The sequence below is a fragment of the Vibrio sp. 1457 genome, assembly GCF_033340195.1.
GTDB lineage: Bacteria > Pseudomonadota > Gammaproteobacteria > Enterobacterales > Vibrionaceae > Vibrio > Vibrio alginolyticus.
On sequence record NZ_JAWOWA010000010.1, the window covers coordinates 81,185 to 96,735 of the forward strand.

The following is a 15,551-nucleotide window of genomic DNA, read 5'->3' on the forward strand; positions in this document are numbered from 1 at the left end:
AATATTCAAATACGGCTTGAATAATCCTTGCTCTAGAAAACAACTTGTATCATAAAACGCGTCTCGATAACGTTAATCACTTTGCACTGTTTATACAATCTTCCAAGAACTCATGAAATTTGTGCCCGTTGTTTTGAAGCATTTTAGGGAACATTGAGATCGGAGTCATTCCTGGAAATGTGTTTACTTCGTTTAAATAAATCTCATCATCTTCCGTTAGGAAAAAGTCGATACGAGATAAATGACGAAGATTCATTTGTTTAAATACCGTCTCTGACGCGTGTTGGATGGAATCTAATTGTACTTGAGTTAGATTCTTCGCCTCAACTTCTGTGAGCGAGTGACTTGAACTGCTGTACTTTTCATCGTACGAGTAAAAAGCACCATCAGGCGCGATGACCTCGCCTGGCTTAGTGATATGTAGTTGGCCATTCATCTCATATGCAGCAACTTCAAGTTCTCGAGGTTTTACTGCTTTCTCAACCAACACTTGGTCAGAAAACCCAAAAGCATCATTTACTGCATTAGAAAGCTTGTCTTTTTTTGTGACACTGTAACAGCCAACGGAAGAGCCTTGGCGAGCGGCTTTAACAAAAACTTTTCCCCACTTTTCAAAGGCTTTATGAGCTTGAACGTGAGCTTCTTCATCGTTTCGCGTTAAGAATAAGTATGGCGTATTGGGTATGCCGATAGCGTCGTACCAAAGCTTAGATGTGATTTTATTGAAACTATTGCTACTCGCTTCTGGCCCGCAGCCAAGATAAGGAATACCTGCGATTTCAAACAGAGATTGAATGTCGCCTGTTTCGCCAGGAAAACCATGTATACAAGGCACGATGAAATCAATGGTTTGATTAGATTCACTTGAGCACAACTGCTTGGTATTGAGATCCAAGTAAACCAACTCACCTTGGTTGGTCATCCAACCTTCGTTTTTTATTTCTACGCGTGTAACGTGAACGTCTTCAATAAGATTTAGTTGTTGTTCGACAAAGTTTGCAGACAATAATGAAATCTCGTGCTCAGAAGAGCCACCGCCGCATAGTAAAAGAATATTTTTAATCATGAATCCATCTTTCCGTGACCTACAAAAGATACTATTTATTATGATAAACCTTTGAAGTGTGACGTACAGTAATTTTAATGTGAGGAATGTTGTTCGAATAGGATTTGAGCAAATAAATAAGGGAGCTATTCGCTCCCTTATTTGATGTGTTAATTTAATTTGTTAAGCGTTGGGTAAGCTGAGTTTTTGATTGCATCAATGCTTTTAACAAATGGCCTTAACTGCTGAAATTGAGCTGGCAAAGTCGAAATCGCTTGCTTGGCTTCTGCGCTTGTTGCGTAGTCTCCGTATAAAACTGAGAACCACTTAGTACCGTTTACAACTTTGTAGTTTTCCCAAATTGGCTGACCGTTCTGTGGCAGCTTATTTGCAAACTGATCGACTTTAGCTTGGCTACCCACAGCTGCGACTTGAATGGTATAGCCGAATCGTTGAATGCCAGCTTGCTTTTTACTTGGTGGTACGATCTTAACTGGCTTCGCCTGCTCTTTTGGCGTTAGCTTGACTACTTTCTTTTCTTCAGGCTTTGCCGTCATTTTCACAACAGTTGGTTGTACGTCTTTTTCTACTACAGCGTTTTCAGACGCCATAATTGGTTTAGAGATACGATCTGATTTGTAGTCCTCTCGGTAACTTTCTGAGGTCACATCCGTGATGTAAGTTTCAGATGCACAAGCAGAAAGCAGAACTGACAAGCCGATGATTGCGATTTTTTTCATGAAGTAACAAATGCTCTGGATAAATATTACGATAAATCATGCCGATAGCAGGGCCGTTTATCAAGCATCAAATACAATAATCTGTGATTTTGATGTGATGAATAACACAAACTCCATAAGCATCGTACACATTTTCTGCAATGTCTGGTCTGAAGATGTTTTATCAGTAAATTATTCGTTTATGATTGATATGAAACCGAGAAGCCAACGTGACTTACAAACGGCCAGGAGTCAGCATGAATAAACTACATAAACTCTTTAAACCCAACTCTGTGGCCGTTATTGGGGCATCTCAAAAAGCATTGCGAGCAGGACATGTTGTGATGCGCAACCTTCTACAAAGTGGATTTGGTGGCGCGATTATGCCAGTAACGCCGCGTTATAAAGCCGTATCTGGCGTGATCGCTTACCCTGATGTAGCTTCCCTGCCCTATACGCCAGATATTGCAATTTTGTGTACGAACGTTTCACGTAACGAGCAATTGCTTAAAGAGCTAGATGAGAGAGGCACACCGTTTGCGATTGTTATCTCTGATGACCCTAATCCTTTAGATATTTCATCATTGAACATTCGAGTTTTAGGCCCAAACAGCTTAGGTATCATCCTTCCTTGGCACAATTTTAACTGCACGTTTTCCCCTGTCGCAGCTAAACCCGGAAAAATTGCTTTCATCTCACAATCCGCGGCGGTTTGTACCACGGTTTTAGACTGGGCAAATGATAAGAACATTGGTTTTTCTTCGTTCATTTCGATTGGGCGTGGACAGGATATCGATTTTGCAGATTTGCTCGACTATTTGAGTATGGATGGAAACACAGAAGCTATTCTGCTTTATGTTGATAATATCCAAGACGCTCGCCGATTTATGTCTGCTGCGCGAGCCGCTTCACGTAACCGACGTATATTGGTGCTAAAAGCGGGCCGCTCTAAAGAGATGAATACTTTTGAGCAGCAAGACGGAGATACACTTGACGTAATTTACGATTCTGCTATTCGCAGAACTGGTATGTTACGAGTCAGCAATACGCATGAGCTTTTTGCCGCGGTTGAAACACTCACGCATTCTGTGCCACTTCGTGGAGAGCGTTTAGCGATCATCACCAATGGCGGCGGCCCTGCTGTTATGTCCGTTGATACTTTGATTGAACGTGGTGGCCAACTCGCAACGCTTGATGACGCTTCCATTGAGCAATTACAAGCAGTACTTCCATCCAACTGGCGTGCTCGAAATCCAATTGATCTGTCTGGTGACGCAACCCAAAAACGCTATATTGATACCATTAACGCACTGATGAATAACGACTGTGCAGATGCGATATTGATTATGCATAGTCCTTCTGCTGTTTCTGATCCTCTTGAAACTGCTCAAGCCGTTATTAATGCAATCAAATCTCACCCTCGGCATAAGCATTTTAATATCTTGACCAACTGGTCAGGAGAACAAACGTCGAGAGAAGCGCGACTGGCATTTACTCAAGCAGGTATTCCAACCTATAGAACACCTGAAAGTGCGGTTGTAGCGTACATGCACTTGGTCGAATACAGACGAAACCAGAAACAACTAATGGAAACGCCAACAACGGCAGAGCCGTTACATTCTGGAAGTGTGAGTTCAGCAAAAGAATGGGTAAACGAACGACTACTGGATAAAAACACAGTCACCTTGGACACGCATCAAACCAGCCCATTATTTAAGCTGTTCGGGTTTAACGTTTTGCCTACGTGGATTGCATCTGACGACATTGAAGCTGTTCATATGGCAGAAAATATTGGATACCCTGTTGCGGTTAAATTACGTTCTCCAGACATTCCTCATAAATCGGATGTTCACGGTGTCGCTCTAAATTTAAGAAACAGTCGAGAAGTTTCCAACGCAGCGCTATCCATTTTAGATACCGTAAAGCTCAGTTACCCTTCCGCCAATGTACATGGGCTGTTGGTACAAGGGATGGCAAAGCTCGGCAGCGCTGAAGAGCTACGGGTTAGTATTGCAGTAGATAAAGTCTTTGGACCAGTGATCTTGCTTGGTCAAGGCGGCTCTGAGTGGAATATAGCCCAAGATGCCGTCGCTGCACTTCCTCCTTTGAACATGACGCTTGCGCGCTACCTTGTCGTTGTTGCCTTAAAGTCTGGAAAGATTCGCCTGCAGAAACACAAAGATGCGCTCGATATTACTGAGTTGTCAAAGTTCTTGGTTCGTATCTCCCAAATGGCAGTTGAGTTACCAGAAATACAAAAACTGGATATCCATCCAGTACTGGTGTCCGGAAGCGATTTAACTATCCTTGATGCAGATGTCACACTGTGTAAATACGAAGGAGACGCCCAAAAACGGCTAGCGATTCGCCCTTTCCCGGCAGAGTTTGTCGAAACTGTAACGCTTCGAGATGGCCAACCTATCCTGCTTCGTCCTATCTTGCCTGAGGATGAGCCGCTACATGCTCAATTCATTAATAGCGTATCGAAAGAAGATCTCTATAAACGTTTCTTTTCTGAAGTTGGAGAGTTCAACCATGAGGCTTTGGCAAACTTTACTCAAATCGACTACGACCGCGAAATGGCGTTTGTTGCGGTAGCGTTTAATACTGACGGACCGTCTATCATAGGGGTAGCCCGCGCATTGATTACACCAGACAATAGTGACGCTGAGTTTGCTATTTTGGTTCGTTCAGATTTGAAAGGAAAAGGTTTAGGCAAAGTGCTGATGCAGAAAATAATCAGCTATTGCAAAGTTAAAGGCACAAAGCAAATGTCTGGAATGACCATGCCAACAAACAGAGGAATGTTGATGTTGGCTCAGAACTTGGGGTTTGAGATCGATGTCCAGTTTGCAGACGGTACGGCAGATATGGTGCTCCCTTTAAATTGAAAAGCGCAGCATTAGCGATGACTTTTACTTCTTACATTCGATAATCAATGGGAATCTAAGAAGTAAAAGTTACGTTGTTACTTTAGTTTCCAATTCTTTTTTAAGTACTGAATACACCAGGATTTTGCCTCACCCATAGTGTTCCGGCGCCATGCCAAAATAATATCCATCGGCTGTTCTTCAGTGCCTTCGATTCGTTTCAATACACCACTATCAATAAGAGGTTGTGCAATTTGGCTTGGTAATGTACCAATGCCTAAACCTGCAGTTAGCGCTTCTACTTTTGCCGTAAAGTTGGTGACGGTCAAGCGAGGCTGTTTTTGAATGATATTAATTGAGAGCGCGGGTTGCTCACGTGCGGTATCTGCAATAGCAATAATCCGATACTTTTCTCGCGCTGCTTCATCAAACTTACCACTACGCTTGTGAACATAGTGATCAGCGGAAGCTACCCAATACATACTCATTTTACCAATTTTTTCTGACTTAACTTCTTGAGGAAGCGTATCCAGTGATGGGCAAATCAGTAAATCAGCTCTCCCCGTATTCAACGACTCCCAGCTACCAGCCAGAATCTCCTCTTGCAGCCTGACTCGAGTTGAGCTGACCTCGGCCAGCGCATCAACCATCGGGAAAAAATTGGATATAGGAATAATGCCATCAAAGGCAATGGTAATATCCAGTTCCCAACCATTCGCCAATAACGTTGCATCGTTCACTAACTTTTCACTGGCTTGTAAAATAGCTCTTCCTCTTTCAAGAATAAGCTTACCTGCTTCAGTAAAATGGGCTTTGTGACCAGAGCGATCGAAGATAATAATGTCTAAGTCTTGCTCGAGTTTCTGGATTTGATAGCTCAGCGATGACGGGGCTCTGTCTAACTCATTCGCAGCAGCAGCAAAACTCCCTCTTCGATCAATAGCATCTAGAATATGGAGTGCTTCTAACGTAATTGGACTCTGCACATGGCCTCCCTTAATGTGACATTCATCACATTCGTTGTATTTGGATGAACTTATCAAGAACTAACGACAAATAATATAACATATTGATAACTAAAGACTAGGAATGCTCATAGCCTAAGAATAAGATTCAATACAAACCAATAAATGACAATGGTAATGATAGTAATTACCATTTAGATCCATTAGTATCCGCGTGTTGTTACCTATTATGGATCTAAGGTATTGAAGCCAATGTATAAAAAATCAATTTTGTCAGCCTCCATTTTAGTTGCCCTTTCCCATACTGCTCATGCGGAAGAAGCTTCTAAGTTTGAAGAAGTCGTTGTGTCGGCCACCCGTACCAACCAAACCATAAACACTGTTGCTGCTTCTGTTGCTGTTGTATCAGAGAAAGACATCGAAGAAAACATGGTAAAGGACTTGAATGATCTATTCGAGTATACGCCAGGTGTTACTGTTAATGGCACTCAACGCCAAGGCGTCCAAAGTATTAACATTCGCGGGATGGAAGGTAAACGAGTTAAAATCTTAGTAGACGGTGCATCTCAACCAGGTGTATTCAGCGGTGGACCCTATTCGTTTATCAATTCTAGTGCCGTTACTGTCGACCCCGATATGCTAAAGAGTGTCGAAATTGTTAAAGGAGCAGCTTCTAGCCTACATGGTAGTGATGCAATTGGCGGTGTTGTCGCATTCGAAACAAAAGATCCGAAGGATTTCCTCAAAGATGGTAAAGACTTTGGTGGTCAAGCTAAACTCTCTTATTCATCGGAAGATAACTCTTTTAGTGAGCATGTAGCTTTAGCAAAGCGTTTCGGTAATACAGAAGCACTTATAGCCTTTACACGCCGTGATGGTGCAGAGCTACAAAATTTCTCTAAGGCGCCTTACGATAACTATTCTGTGGACAACCAAGATTATTACAAAAACGATCTATTGGTAAAATTTCAATCTCAATTGAATGACGCTCATCGCTTGGAGTTCTTGGGAGAAGTTATTTACAACGAGACTGACTCAGAGATCGCACATAAAAGTTACAAAAACTTCAACGCTGAAGACACAACCAAGCAAAATCGCATTGGGCTCAAGCACATTTGGTTTGCAGATGCAGCTATCTCGGATACGATCACGTCCAAGCTTACATGGATTGGTAAAGAAGAAAACGGCGTGTCTAATCGCTTTATCGAAGCCAGCCCAGGTTACCCACCTTACGTACCGCCTAGTGGTGACAACCAACAGAAAAAAGATTACGAATATACTGAAGACAAATTTGAATTCGAAACTCAGTTAGATAAAGAGATTCAAAATCACTATATTGTTTACGGAATATCGTACAAACATAGTGACATCAGTAATACCAATCGCGAGTTTAATTCCGATCCTGGCACGCCAGATACTGTTTACGTTTACACACCGGATGCAAAAGAAGAAAGCTTTGGTTTATTCTTGCAAGATGAAATTTCGCTTCTTAATGACAAGCTAATTCTGACTCCAGGTGTGCGTTACGATTACTTCTCGACTAATCCTTCAAATACTTCTGAAGAGTCATTCGAGAAGTTTAGCGACTCTGCATTAACTGGTCGTTTAGGAGCAACTTACTCTGTATCGCAACCTGGCACGATCTTCGCGCAAGTGAGCCAAGGGTTCCGAGCGCCATCGTTCGACGAGCTTTACTACACCTACGATAATCCGGCTCATGGCTATACCAACCGCCCTAACCCAAATTTGGGATCTGAAAAGAGTTTGTCTTATGAGCTTGGTTACCGTCATAACACTGCAGCGTCTGCAACTGAAGTAGCGTTCTACTACAGTGATTACAGTGACTTTATTGAGCAAACGTCATCAAACAATGGTGGTTTAACTGAATTCACAAATATCAATATTAGTGAAGCAAACATTAAAGGGGTTGAGCTCTCTAACCGTCTTGATTGGCATGCCATTGCTGGTCTTCCATCAGGCGTGACAACTCGCTTTGTTGCAGCATACACAGAAGGTGAAGATGGTGATGGTAATCCTTTGAACAGTGTAAACCCATGGAATGCCGTAGCTGCTGTAAATTACGATTCACCAAATGCACTTTGGGGGACAAGCCTAAAAGTAAACTACACGGCTAAGAAATCGAACAGTGATATCAACTCTGATGGTGATAAAGGCGGAATCAAAGACCAAGTTGCTTTGCCGTCTGCGACAGTCGTTGACTTAACGGCGTACTACAAACCAATGAAAGATATAACCATTCGTGCTGGTGTTATGAATCTAACGAATGAAGAATACCATCTTTGGAACGATGTTCGCGGTAAGACTGAGTTAAGTCGAGACAAAACGCAAGCTGAGCGTAATTATAACATTAGTGTTAAATACGAGTTCTAAACCTTAAAAACACAAAAGCCAGCGTAATGCTGGCTTTTTTTATGGCTTTCATTTCAAAAATGTAAAGAAAAGTATGAAAAATGAAAGTTTACTGTTTTGCCATCTCTTTTTTCACCATTACTGCTGCTGCAATGATGAAAGTGATGATCAGACCGAGTTCCATGAACTACCCCAATAGCTATGAGAAAATTTATAACCCAAATTAAGAGTCGGGCATAGTTTAACAGCTCTATATATACTTGCTACCTTTTAACCAGTAATTTACGATTTTTTCCGATTTGGATCAAAAAAGACGCAATCACGCGCCTTTTTGTTACTATTATGTAAATTAAAGATTAGGCGTCTGGATAACCTTGAGGGTTAGTAGACTGCCAGCGCCATGTATCGCCAGTCATTTCTTCTAGAGTGCGAGTTGCTTTCCAACCTAACTCATTCATCGCTTTTGATGGATCCGCCCAACACTCTGCAATATCACCTGGACGACGCTCAACAAGTTGGTATGGGACATCTTTACCACTTGCGGCTTCAAATGCTTTCACCATGTCCAGTACACTGTAGCCGTTACCAGTACCGAGGTTATAGATATGAAGGCCAGCTTTGCTACCTACTTTTTCTAATGCAGCAACGTGACCATCGGATAAGTCCATTACATGAATATAATCACGTACGCCTGTGCCATCTTTGGTCGGATAATCACTACCAAACACAGAAAGGAACTCTCTTCGCCCTACCGCAACTTGAGAAACAAACGGCATTAAGTTGTTTGGAATACCTTGAGGATCTTCACCTAGCTCGCCTGTTGGATGTGAACCTACCGGGTTAAAGTAACGAAGAAGTGTAATGCTCCAGTCAGGGTTCGCATTTTGGAAGTCGGTTAAACACTCTTCCACCATTAACTTGCTGCGACCATATGGGTTAGTTGCGCTAGTTGGAAAGTCCTCAGTGATGGGTACAGATGCAGGATCACCGTATACAGTCGCTGATGAACTAAATACCAACGATTTAACTCCGGCTTCGCGCATTGCATCAACCAATACTAAAGTGCCATTAACGTTGTTGTCGTAATACTCTAGAGGTTTTGCTACAGACTCACCGACGGCCTTTAAACCTGCAAAATGGATAACAGCTTCAATATTGTGCGACTTTAGTGCTTCTACCATCGCCAATTTATCTCTGATATCGGCTTTAATGAAGGTTGGCTTTACACCACATACCTTTTCAATTCGATCTAATACCGTAGATTTACTGTTGTACAGGTTGTCTAGAATCACTGGCGTCATGCCAGCTTCGATCATTTGAATACACGTATGACTACCGATATAGCCCATACCACCCGTAACGAGTACTTTCATTTTATTATTCCTTCTGACGCGAATTGGGTTAGTTTAAAGCTTTGACGTTACGATTTAAACTGTCTCTTGTAATTCGCATCCCATTAATATTGCTTGGCCTTTCCCGGCTTTCTTTGCTTGATACATTGCCGTATCCGCACTTTTTAAAACTCGAGTAGCATCGCGCTCATTTACGCCGACTAATTTTACGCCGATACTAACGCCAACTTTGAGTAAGTGACCTTTGTACTCAATTGGAGCACATATGCTCTCGAGCAACTGTTCTGCTATTCGGGTGACCACTTTTTGATTGGCGGGATTAACCAACATGACAAATTCATCACCAGAAAGTCTTGCGATTAAATCACTATGTCTCGTCGCAGATGTTAGACGCTCGGAAACTTTTTTCAAAACTTCATCACCTGCATCATGACCGTAGGTATCGTTAACTTCTTTAAATCCATCCAGATCGAGGTACAAAACTGCAAATTCGTCACGCAAGTATCCAGAGCGTTGTACTAGTTGTTCCAACTCTAAATGGAACTTAGATCGATTGGCTAACCCCGTTAAAGCATCGTGATGAGCTAAATGCTCCAATCGTTCCATCTCTTTTGCGCCGGAAAGGTCGGTAAGAACAATAACCAGATCATAGAAACCATAGTCTTCACACTTAACGATACGATTGACTCGAGCAAACATCGGTACAAACTGACCAATATGGTTCTTCTCGATAACTTCACCTTGCCAAACGCCATAATTTTCTATCGACTCGATGATACTAGGCATCATTTCCTGTAACTTGCGCCACTTTAGCGTTTGGATGAATGATTTCCCAATAAGCTGATCCACCTCTAAGCCGACTAACTTAGTGACGGCAGGGTTTGCCATCGTAATGACACCGCGATGATTAAGAACAATGAGACCATCTTGGCTGCTTTCAAAAACACGTCCCGCAACACGTTGCCGGTTTATGGCTTCTTCAATTTCGGTGATATCTTGAATCGAAAACAGTAAGTATTCATGTGTCGAGAGGCGACGACTGGTTAGGCTCAACTGCTGTTCGTTATCTGCATTTTTGAGGTGAATATCATCGCACTCTAGGCCTCGACTCAGGATCTGACTCAGCTCATTCGGTGTTTTAGTTTTAATTAGATCACGAATATTGGCATATTTAAGTTCATCTAATTTTTTTTGAAATATTTGCTGGGTCGCCGTATTACAATGAATAACACGTCCGGAATTGTCTGTAATAACTAATGCATGCTGAACAGATTCGATAACCTCTTCTGAAAATGCGCGCTTTTGTTCTAGTGTGTCTAGCGAATGTTGCCGCTGCTTCTCACGTACTGTTAACCTATTCATCATTTGATTGAAAGAGCTCGCGAGGTCTCCAATTTCATCCTTGGCGTAATAGCGAGCTTGATGTTCCGTGTTTCGTCCGTGTGTCACATTCTCTATTACGCGGTTGAGTTCCATCACGGGCTTGAGAACAAGCCTCTCGATACTTATGTAAAAAACAGTGCCACCAGCGATAAGAAACAGAAGAAGTAAAGCGCCATCTTGAAGTAAAGATTGTATGGCTTCTACAATTGGGCGATGAGAAAGCGTAACTCTCATGCTACCAATGACATAGCCATCATGGATAATCGGCTCTAGAACATAAAGAAATTTGGTTGATAAGGCATAGCCTAGAGCGTGCAACCTACTTCTTTCGGTTTGACTTGGAACGGGTGCTAGTGCCCCACTTATCTCCATAACAGCGAATGGTTGGTCATCTTGGTCATAAAGTTTGACCCGCGTTACATTTGGCTGGTTTAAAAAGTTGGCGAGAATAGTTTGAGCTTTTTGCTTGTCCTTTGTTGTCAGCGCATCTTTAATTGAGAAAGAAACATTGTTAATCAGCTTTCTTGTCTGCTCGACCAGTTCATGCTTAGACGATTGGTATACAGTATACGAGGTGTAACCTTTTGAGATAACAAAGATAGCCGTTAAAAAGACCAGAAGAGGCCAAATAAGCTTCGCTCGTAATGACATATATATTCCTGTCGCAGACAACTACAAAAATGACAGAAGAACCATTATGCAATCTATCACCCATGAAGGGCGACAAGATTAACACGATGCTAATGCAAAATAACCTTAAATTCTCAAAAATTGGATGGAAAAGAAACGAAATACCTCAAAATTCGGATCAACTCAAATAACGGCAACATCTTTATGGACTAACGTGATCTTTTTCGTCACCTATCTGCTCAAAAAGCCTCGTTTTCATGATAGAAGAATGAAGTGAGTCACTGAACCTAGATGCATTTTCCTGCATCGTAAACCCATTGCTTGTGTAGAAATAAAACGTATGACATTGAATAAACAGCAACTTACATTGAACTGTGATATGGGCGAGAGCTTTGGCTCTTGGAGTATGGGCGCAGATGAATACGTGATGCCCCATGTTGATATGGCGAACATCGCGTGTGGTTTTCATGCCTCCGACCCTAATGTCATGCACGACACCATCACCCTAGCGAATGACAACGATGTTGATATTGGCGCACACCCAGGTTACGCCGACCTACAAGGCTTTGGCAGACGAAGCATAAGCATGACGGGTGATGAAATTACGAACATGGTTATATATCAGGTTGGTGCTTTACAAGCATTATGCCGGGCGCAATACACAGACATCAGTTACATAAAACCTCATGGCGCTCTATACAACGACATGATGAAAAGTGATGCGATATTTAGAGCGGTAGTAAAGGCGGCAGCACTGTTCAAAGTACCGTTAATGATCCTAGCTTCACAGGAAAACGAAAAATACTTAGAAATCGCAGACGATTATGATGTTCCCTTGCTATTTGAAGCATTTGCAGATCGTTTATACCAAGATGACGGCTTACTGACTCCTAGAACACAGCCCAATGCTGTGTTAAAAAGCGAGCACGCGATACTTGAGCAAGTCCGGACCTTAGCTGACTCTGGGCGTGTCAAAACCGCTTCAGGCGGTTACATATTATTGGAAGCCGACACAATTTGTGTTCATGGTGACAATGAAGAGTCGATCGCGCTGATCCAAAAGATCCGCCAAAGCCTATACGCTGGAGGAAATTAATGCATAAAGAGAAATTTAATATCTCTTTGATCTCCGAGTGCAGTATTTTCATTAAGTTTGATGTGAGTATTTCTGAAAATGCAGTCGGAGAGATTGCTCGCAGCATAAGAGAAACTTTCGCTTCAATTATTATGAACGTTGTCCCCTCCTATCAAACTATTCTCATTGATTACTTACCTTTTCGAATCAACGAAAAGAACTTAGTCAATGAGCTGCAACAAATCGTGAGCCAGTTTGATACTCAATCACTTAAGCTTTCCCAGCCGAATCACATTACTATCCCTGTATATTACTCTGAAGAAACCGCGTTAGATCTATCTCGTTTTCAAAAGCGAGGTCTGTCATTAGACGATCTTATTACCCTGCATACGAAAACCGAGTACGCGGTTTCTGCAATTGGCTTTGCTCCAGGCTTTGCATTTCTCTCTGACGTTGATACTCAATTGTACATGCCAAGGCTTGCCACACCAAGAACACAAGTGCCGGCCGGAAGTGTAGGAATCGCAGACTCTAAAACGGCTGTCTATCCATCAGATAGTCCTGGCGGATGGAACATTATTGGTAAAAGCCCTCTTGCGCTCTTCTCCGACTCTCCTCCTTTTATACCGTTTGAAGTGGGTGACAAGGTCACCTTTAATGCTATTTCAAAACAAGAGTTTATCGATTTAGGAGGCGTACTATGAGTTACGGTGGATTACTGGTGGAAAAGCCAGGACCGCTCTCTTTAGTTCAAGACTTTGGTCGTTTTGGCTTAGCGCATGTCGGTGTGACTCAAGGTGGGCCGGTCGACGACTATGCTTACAGCTGGGCCAACCATTTGCTTGGTAACGTAGTCAATTGCGTTGCGATTGAAATTACTTTGGGTAACGCTTGTTTTATTGCCTTGCATAACTGCCACCTTGCTATATGTGGCGGTGATTTAAATGCAAAAATAGATGGTGAACCTATTTCAAATTGGTCCGACTTTACGTTGAAAAAAGGACAGAAGCTTCAGTTCGGAGTCGCAAGAAATGGACTCCGCTCCTACCTGGCGGTTAAAGGTGGATTTAATGTTGCTCAGCACTTAGGAAGCGCATCGACCGTCTTGCGAGAATCTCTAGGTGGTTATGATTCAAATGGTGGCGCTTTGAAAGCTGGCGATATTCTTCCCTTTGTCCCTCATAACTTACCGAAACGTAAACCAAGGCAAATGACGTTTCGCTTTAAACCAGATTACAACTTACCCATTAAGCTGAGAGTGATTGAAGGCTATCAGAACGAGGACTTTGATGAAGACGCTCGCCAAGCATTTTACAACAAAGCATTCATCATCTCCCCCAATTCGAATCGCATGGGCTACCGTCTTGAGGGCAATAACATTCGTCCACCTTACGAAGGCGTCCTATCAGAGGGAATTGCATTAGGTTCAATTCAAGTACCTAGCGATGGTAACCCTATTGTGCTGCTCAACGATCACCAGACTATTGGCGGGTATCCTAAATTTGGTTGCGTAGCTCGTATTGACTTACCTAGACTGGCACAGGCGAAACCCGGACAAAAAGTCAATTTTGTGAAAGGAGAGAGACTAGGCTTGCAAGAAGTATGGTGCCAATGGGCTCAGTTTTTTGGGTATTAATACAACCACTGAGCCCAAACACAGCCGATTATGCAGGCATACCATAACGCACTGCCAAAGCTTGAGGATAGCCTCGCTCTTGAGTGAGTTTAATCGCGTACTGCTCGACCTCTTTTTCAGACCACTTTACAGCGACCGGATGCTGTGTTTCCACATTTTGGTTAGGATCGATGTCAAACCAGAATTGAAGCATTTTTTGTGCTGCGAGTAGTGTCGATGACGCTTTTACCACCTCTATTCTCGCGTAGTGGTTATCTTCAAAAGTCACATCTGCCGCTCTGAGTACTGGATCTGTGCCGGGAATTTGCTGAGCGCCAAATAATGCTTTTCCTCCTTTTACAGCAGAGTGATAGTCGGGAATGAACTGTGCCATGTGTTTGATGGCGTTGTTCGTTCGCTCTTCTAACACTTCTTCTCTCCAGCCGTAACGGATCTTCGAGAGTAAAGGCATAGGCAGTTCAGGTTGAGCAGATGAGTTCGTGCTCTCCACTAAACCATCTTCAAACAGCGTGATTCCTTTTGTCATACCATGAAGTTGAAAGTAACCATCGCCATAAGGCGTCAATTGAGCCATTCCTTTATCGGTTCCACGCGGGCCATGAAAAATAACTTCTGGCCATTGTTGTTGACAGTCTGCCCACCTCGTAACGTAAGCGGCTTTAAACTCCACCAACCTGTCTCGCTTGGCACCAACTGTGTTGTCAATTGAGCCTGTTTCAAAGCCACACGCGTTAACCAAGTAGTCGCATGTCATCAGGTAATCGATACCTTCACGTTCATAGCCAAGTTGCCAGTGTTCCCCCATCCAATCGGCTTGCTTAAACGTTGCTTGTGTGAAGACCGAAGCATTAGGAAGCGTATCTAGTGTTAAGTTGGCAATTGCGGCGAGGCGAAAAACACTCCAACCATATTCTTGAACTGCGACAACAGGATACTTTAGCGCTTCAAGATCAGCATGTTGAGCAAAAGGAATGCACCACTCATCGAAGTTTGTAGGATGACTTGGTTGAGTACGTTGCGCGAGAGCTTCTAGCTCCGCTTTTGAATACAGTTTGTAGTATTCGCTTGGCTCGCCGAGCACTTTATTACTCTCATCTTTATCAACGAGCGTCTGATAAGCACTTTTCACAACCTCTAATCGCGGAATTAGTGTGGATGGGTCTCCACCATCGGAATGAGGAACCGCGATGATTGTCGGACGAATATTCAGTGAAAGCGGATACAGGCGAACAGTATCAATAGATTGTGCTAACAAGTCTAAGCACTGTTGCTCGGAAATCTCTCGATATAAATTACCACCAGCATGCAAATGACAAATGGGTGGACCATTTACTAGTGATACGCCCTTCTCTATTACGGAAACTTTAAAACCCAGCTCCGCAAAATGAATTGCTGCTGTTGCACCTGCTACACCGCCACCAACAACAGCGATATGCTTATCTTTATAACTTGGAAACTCAGACTTCATTGCTTCACTAAAAATTTTATAAGGAAAATTCTTTACTA

The 15,551-nt window shown here is 42.7% G+C and carries 11 protein-coding genes; 5 read left to right on the forward strand and 6 right to left on the reverse strand.

The genetic code is table 11. The features are described from left to right. Positions 1 to 76: 76 nt before the first annotated feature. Together R7Z41_RS12620 and R7Z41_RS12625 are read right to left on the reverse strand one after the other, a co-directional pair. Positions 77 to 1,066 carry a D-alanine--D-alanine ligase gene (locus R7Z41_RS12620; RefSeq protein ID WP_225477849.1) on the reverse strand — a complete coding sequence of 330 codons (990 nt, stop codon included), beginning with the start codon at positions 1,064 to 1,066 and terminating at the stop codon, positions 77 to 79. Positions 1,067 to 1,215: 149 nt separating this feature from the next. Further along, positions 1,216 to 1,785, reverse strand: a complete 570-nt coding sequence (locus R7Z41_RS12625) for an SPOR domain-containing protein (RefSeq protein ID WP_005390018.1) — start codon at positions 1,783 to 1,785, stop codon at positions 1,216 to 1,218. A 236-nt stretch (positions 1,786 to 2,021) separates the two neighbouring features. Between R7Z41_RS12625 and R7Z41_RS12630 the strand changes: the two genes are divergently transcribed. Then, positions 2,022 to 4,655 carry a bifunctional acetate--CoA ligase family protein/GNAT family N-acetyltransferase gene (locus R7Z41_RS12630; RefSeq protein ID WP_225477848.1) on the forward strand — a complete coding sequence of 878 codons (2,634 nt, stop codon included), beginning with the start codon at positions 2,022 to 2,024 and terminating at the stop codon, positions 4,653 to 4,655. 77 nt (positions 4,656 to 4,732) lie between these two features. Here R7Z41_RS12630 and R7Z41_RS12635 read toward each other — a convergent pair whose 3' ends face one another. Beyond that, on the reverse strand, positions 4,733 to 5,620 hold the full coding sequence (locus R7Z41_RS12635) for a LysR family transcriptional regulator (protein WP_017634152.1): 888 nt from the start codon (positions 5,618 to 5,620) through the stop codon (positions 4,733 to 4,735). Positions 5,621 to 5,851: 231 nt separating this feature from the next. Here R7Z41_RS12635 and R7Z41_RS12640 point away from each other — a divergent pair, with 231 nt between their 5' ends. Then, a complete protein-coding gene (locus tag R7Z41_RS12640) occupies positions 5,852 to 7,990 on the forward strand; it encodes a TonB-dependent hemoglobin/transferrin/lactoferrin family receptor (RefSeq protein WP_213866344.1) in 2,139 nt (712 codons plus the stop codon). 335 nt (positions 7,991 to 8,325) lie between these two features. On the opposite strand, the gene galE is transcribed toward R7Z41_RS12640, so the two are convergent. Both galE and R7Z41_RS12650 read right to left on the reverse strand, forming a co-directional pair. Further along, positions 8,326 to 9,342 carry a UDP-glucose 4-epimerase GalE gene (gene galE / locus R7Z41_RS12645; RefSeq protein ID WP_005376309.1) on the reverse strand — a complete coding sequence of 339 codons (1,017 nt, stop codon included), beginning with the start codon at positions 9,340 to 9,342 and terminating at the stop codon, positions 8,326 to 8,328. A gap of 54 nt (positions 9,343 to 9,396) precedes the next feature. After that, positions 9,397 to 11,355: a diguanylate cyclase domain-containing protein gene (locus R7Z41_RS12650; protein WP_017821899.1), complete on the reverse strand. Its 1,959-nt coding sequence runs from the start codon at positions 11,353 to 11,355 to the stop codon at positions 9,397 to 9,399. A 319-nt stretch (positions 11,356 to 11,674) separates the two neighbouring features. Here R7Z41_RS12650 and R7Z41_RS12655 point away from each other — a divergent pair, with 319 nt between their 5' ends. The 3 genes from R7Z41_RS12655 to R7Z41_RS12665 are packed head-to-tail and all read left to right on the forward strand — an operon-like array spanning position 11,675 to position 14,045. Beyond that, complete coding sequence (locus tag R7Z41_RS12655) at positions 11,675 to 12,430, forward strand: 5-oxoprolinase subunit PxpA (protein ID WP_225477846.1); 756 nt, start codon at positions 11,675 to 11,677, stop codon at positions 12,428 to 12,430. After that, a complete protein-coding gene (locus tag R7Z41_RS12660; RefSeq protein ID WP_225477843.1) occupies positions 12,430 to 13,113 on the forward strand; it encodes a 5-oxoprolinase subunit B family protein in 684 nt (227 codons plus the stop codon). Before R7Z41_RS12655 ends, R7Z41_RS12660 begins: the two co-directional genes overlap by 1 nt. Beyond that, on the forward strand, positions 13,110 to 14,045 hold the full coding sequence (locus R7Z41_RS12665) for a biotin-dependent carboxyltransferase family protein (RefSeq protein WP_213877332.1): 936 nt from the start codon (positions 13,110 to 13,112) through the stop codon (positions 14,043 to 14,045). The genes R7Z41_RS12660 and R7Z41_RS12665 overlap by 4 nt, the downstream gene beginning before the upstream one ends. 28 nt (positions 14,046 to 14,073) lie before the next feature. Here the strand turns inward: R7Z41_RS12665 and R7Z41_RS12670 are convergent, their stop codons facing one another. After that, positions 14,074 to 15,513, reverse strand: coding sequence for an FAD-dependent oxidoreductase (locus R7Z41_RS12670; RefSeq protein WP_225477841.1), 1,440 nt, complete (start codon positions 15,511 to 15,513; stop codon positions 14,074 to 14,076). Positions 15,514 to 15,551: the final 38 nt, after the last annotated feature.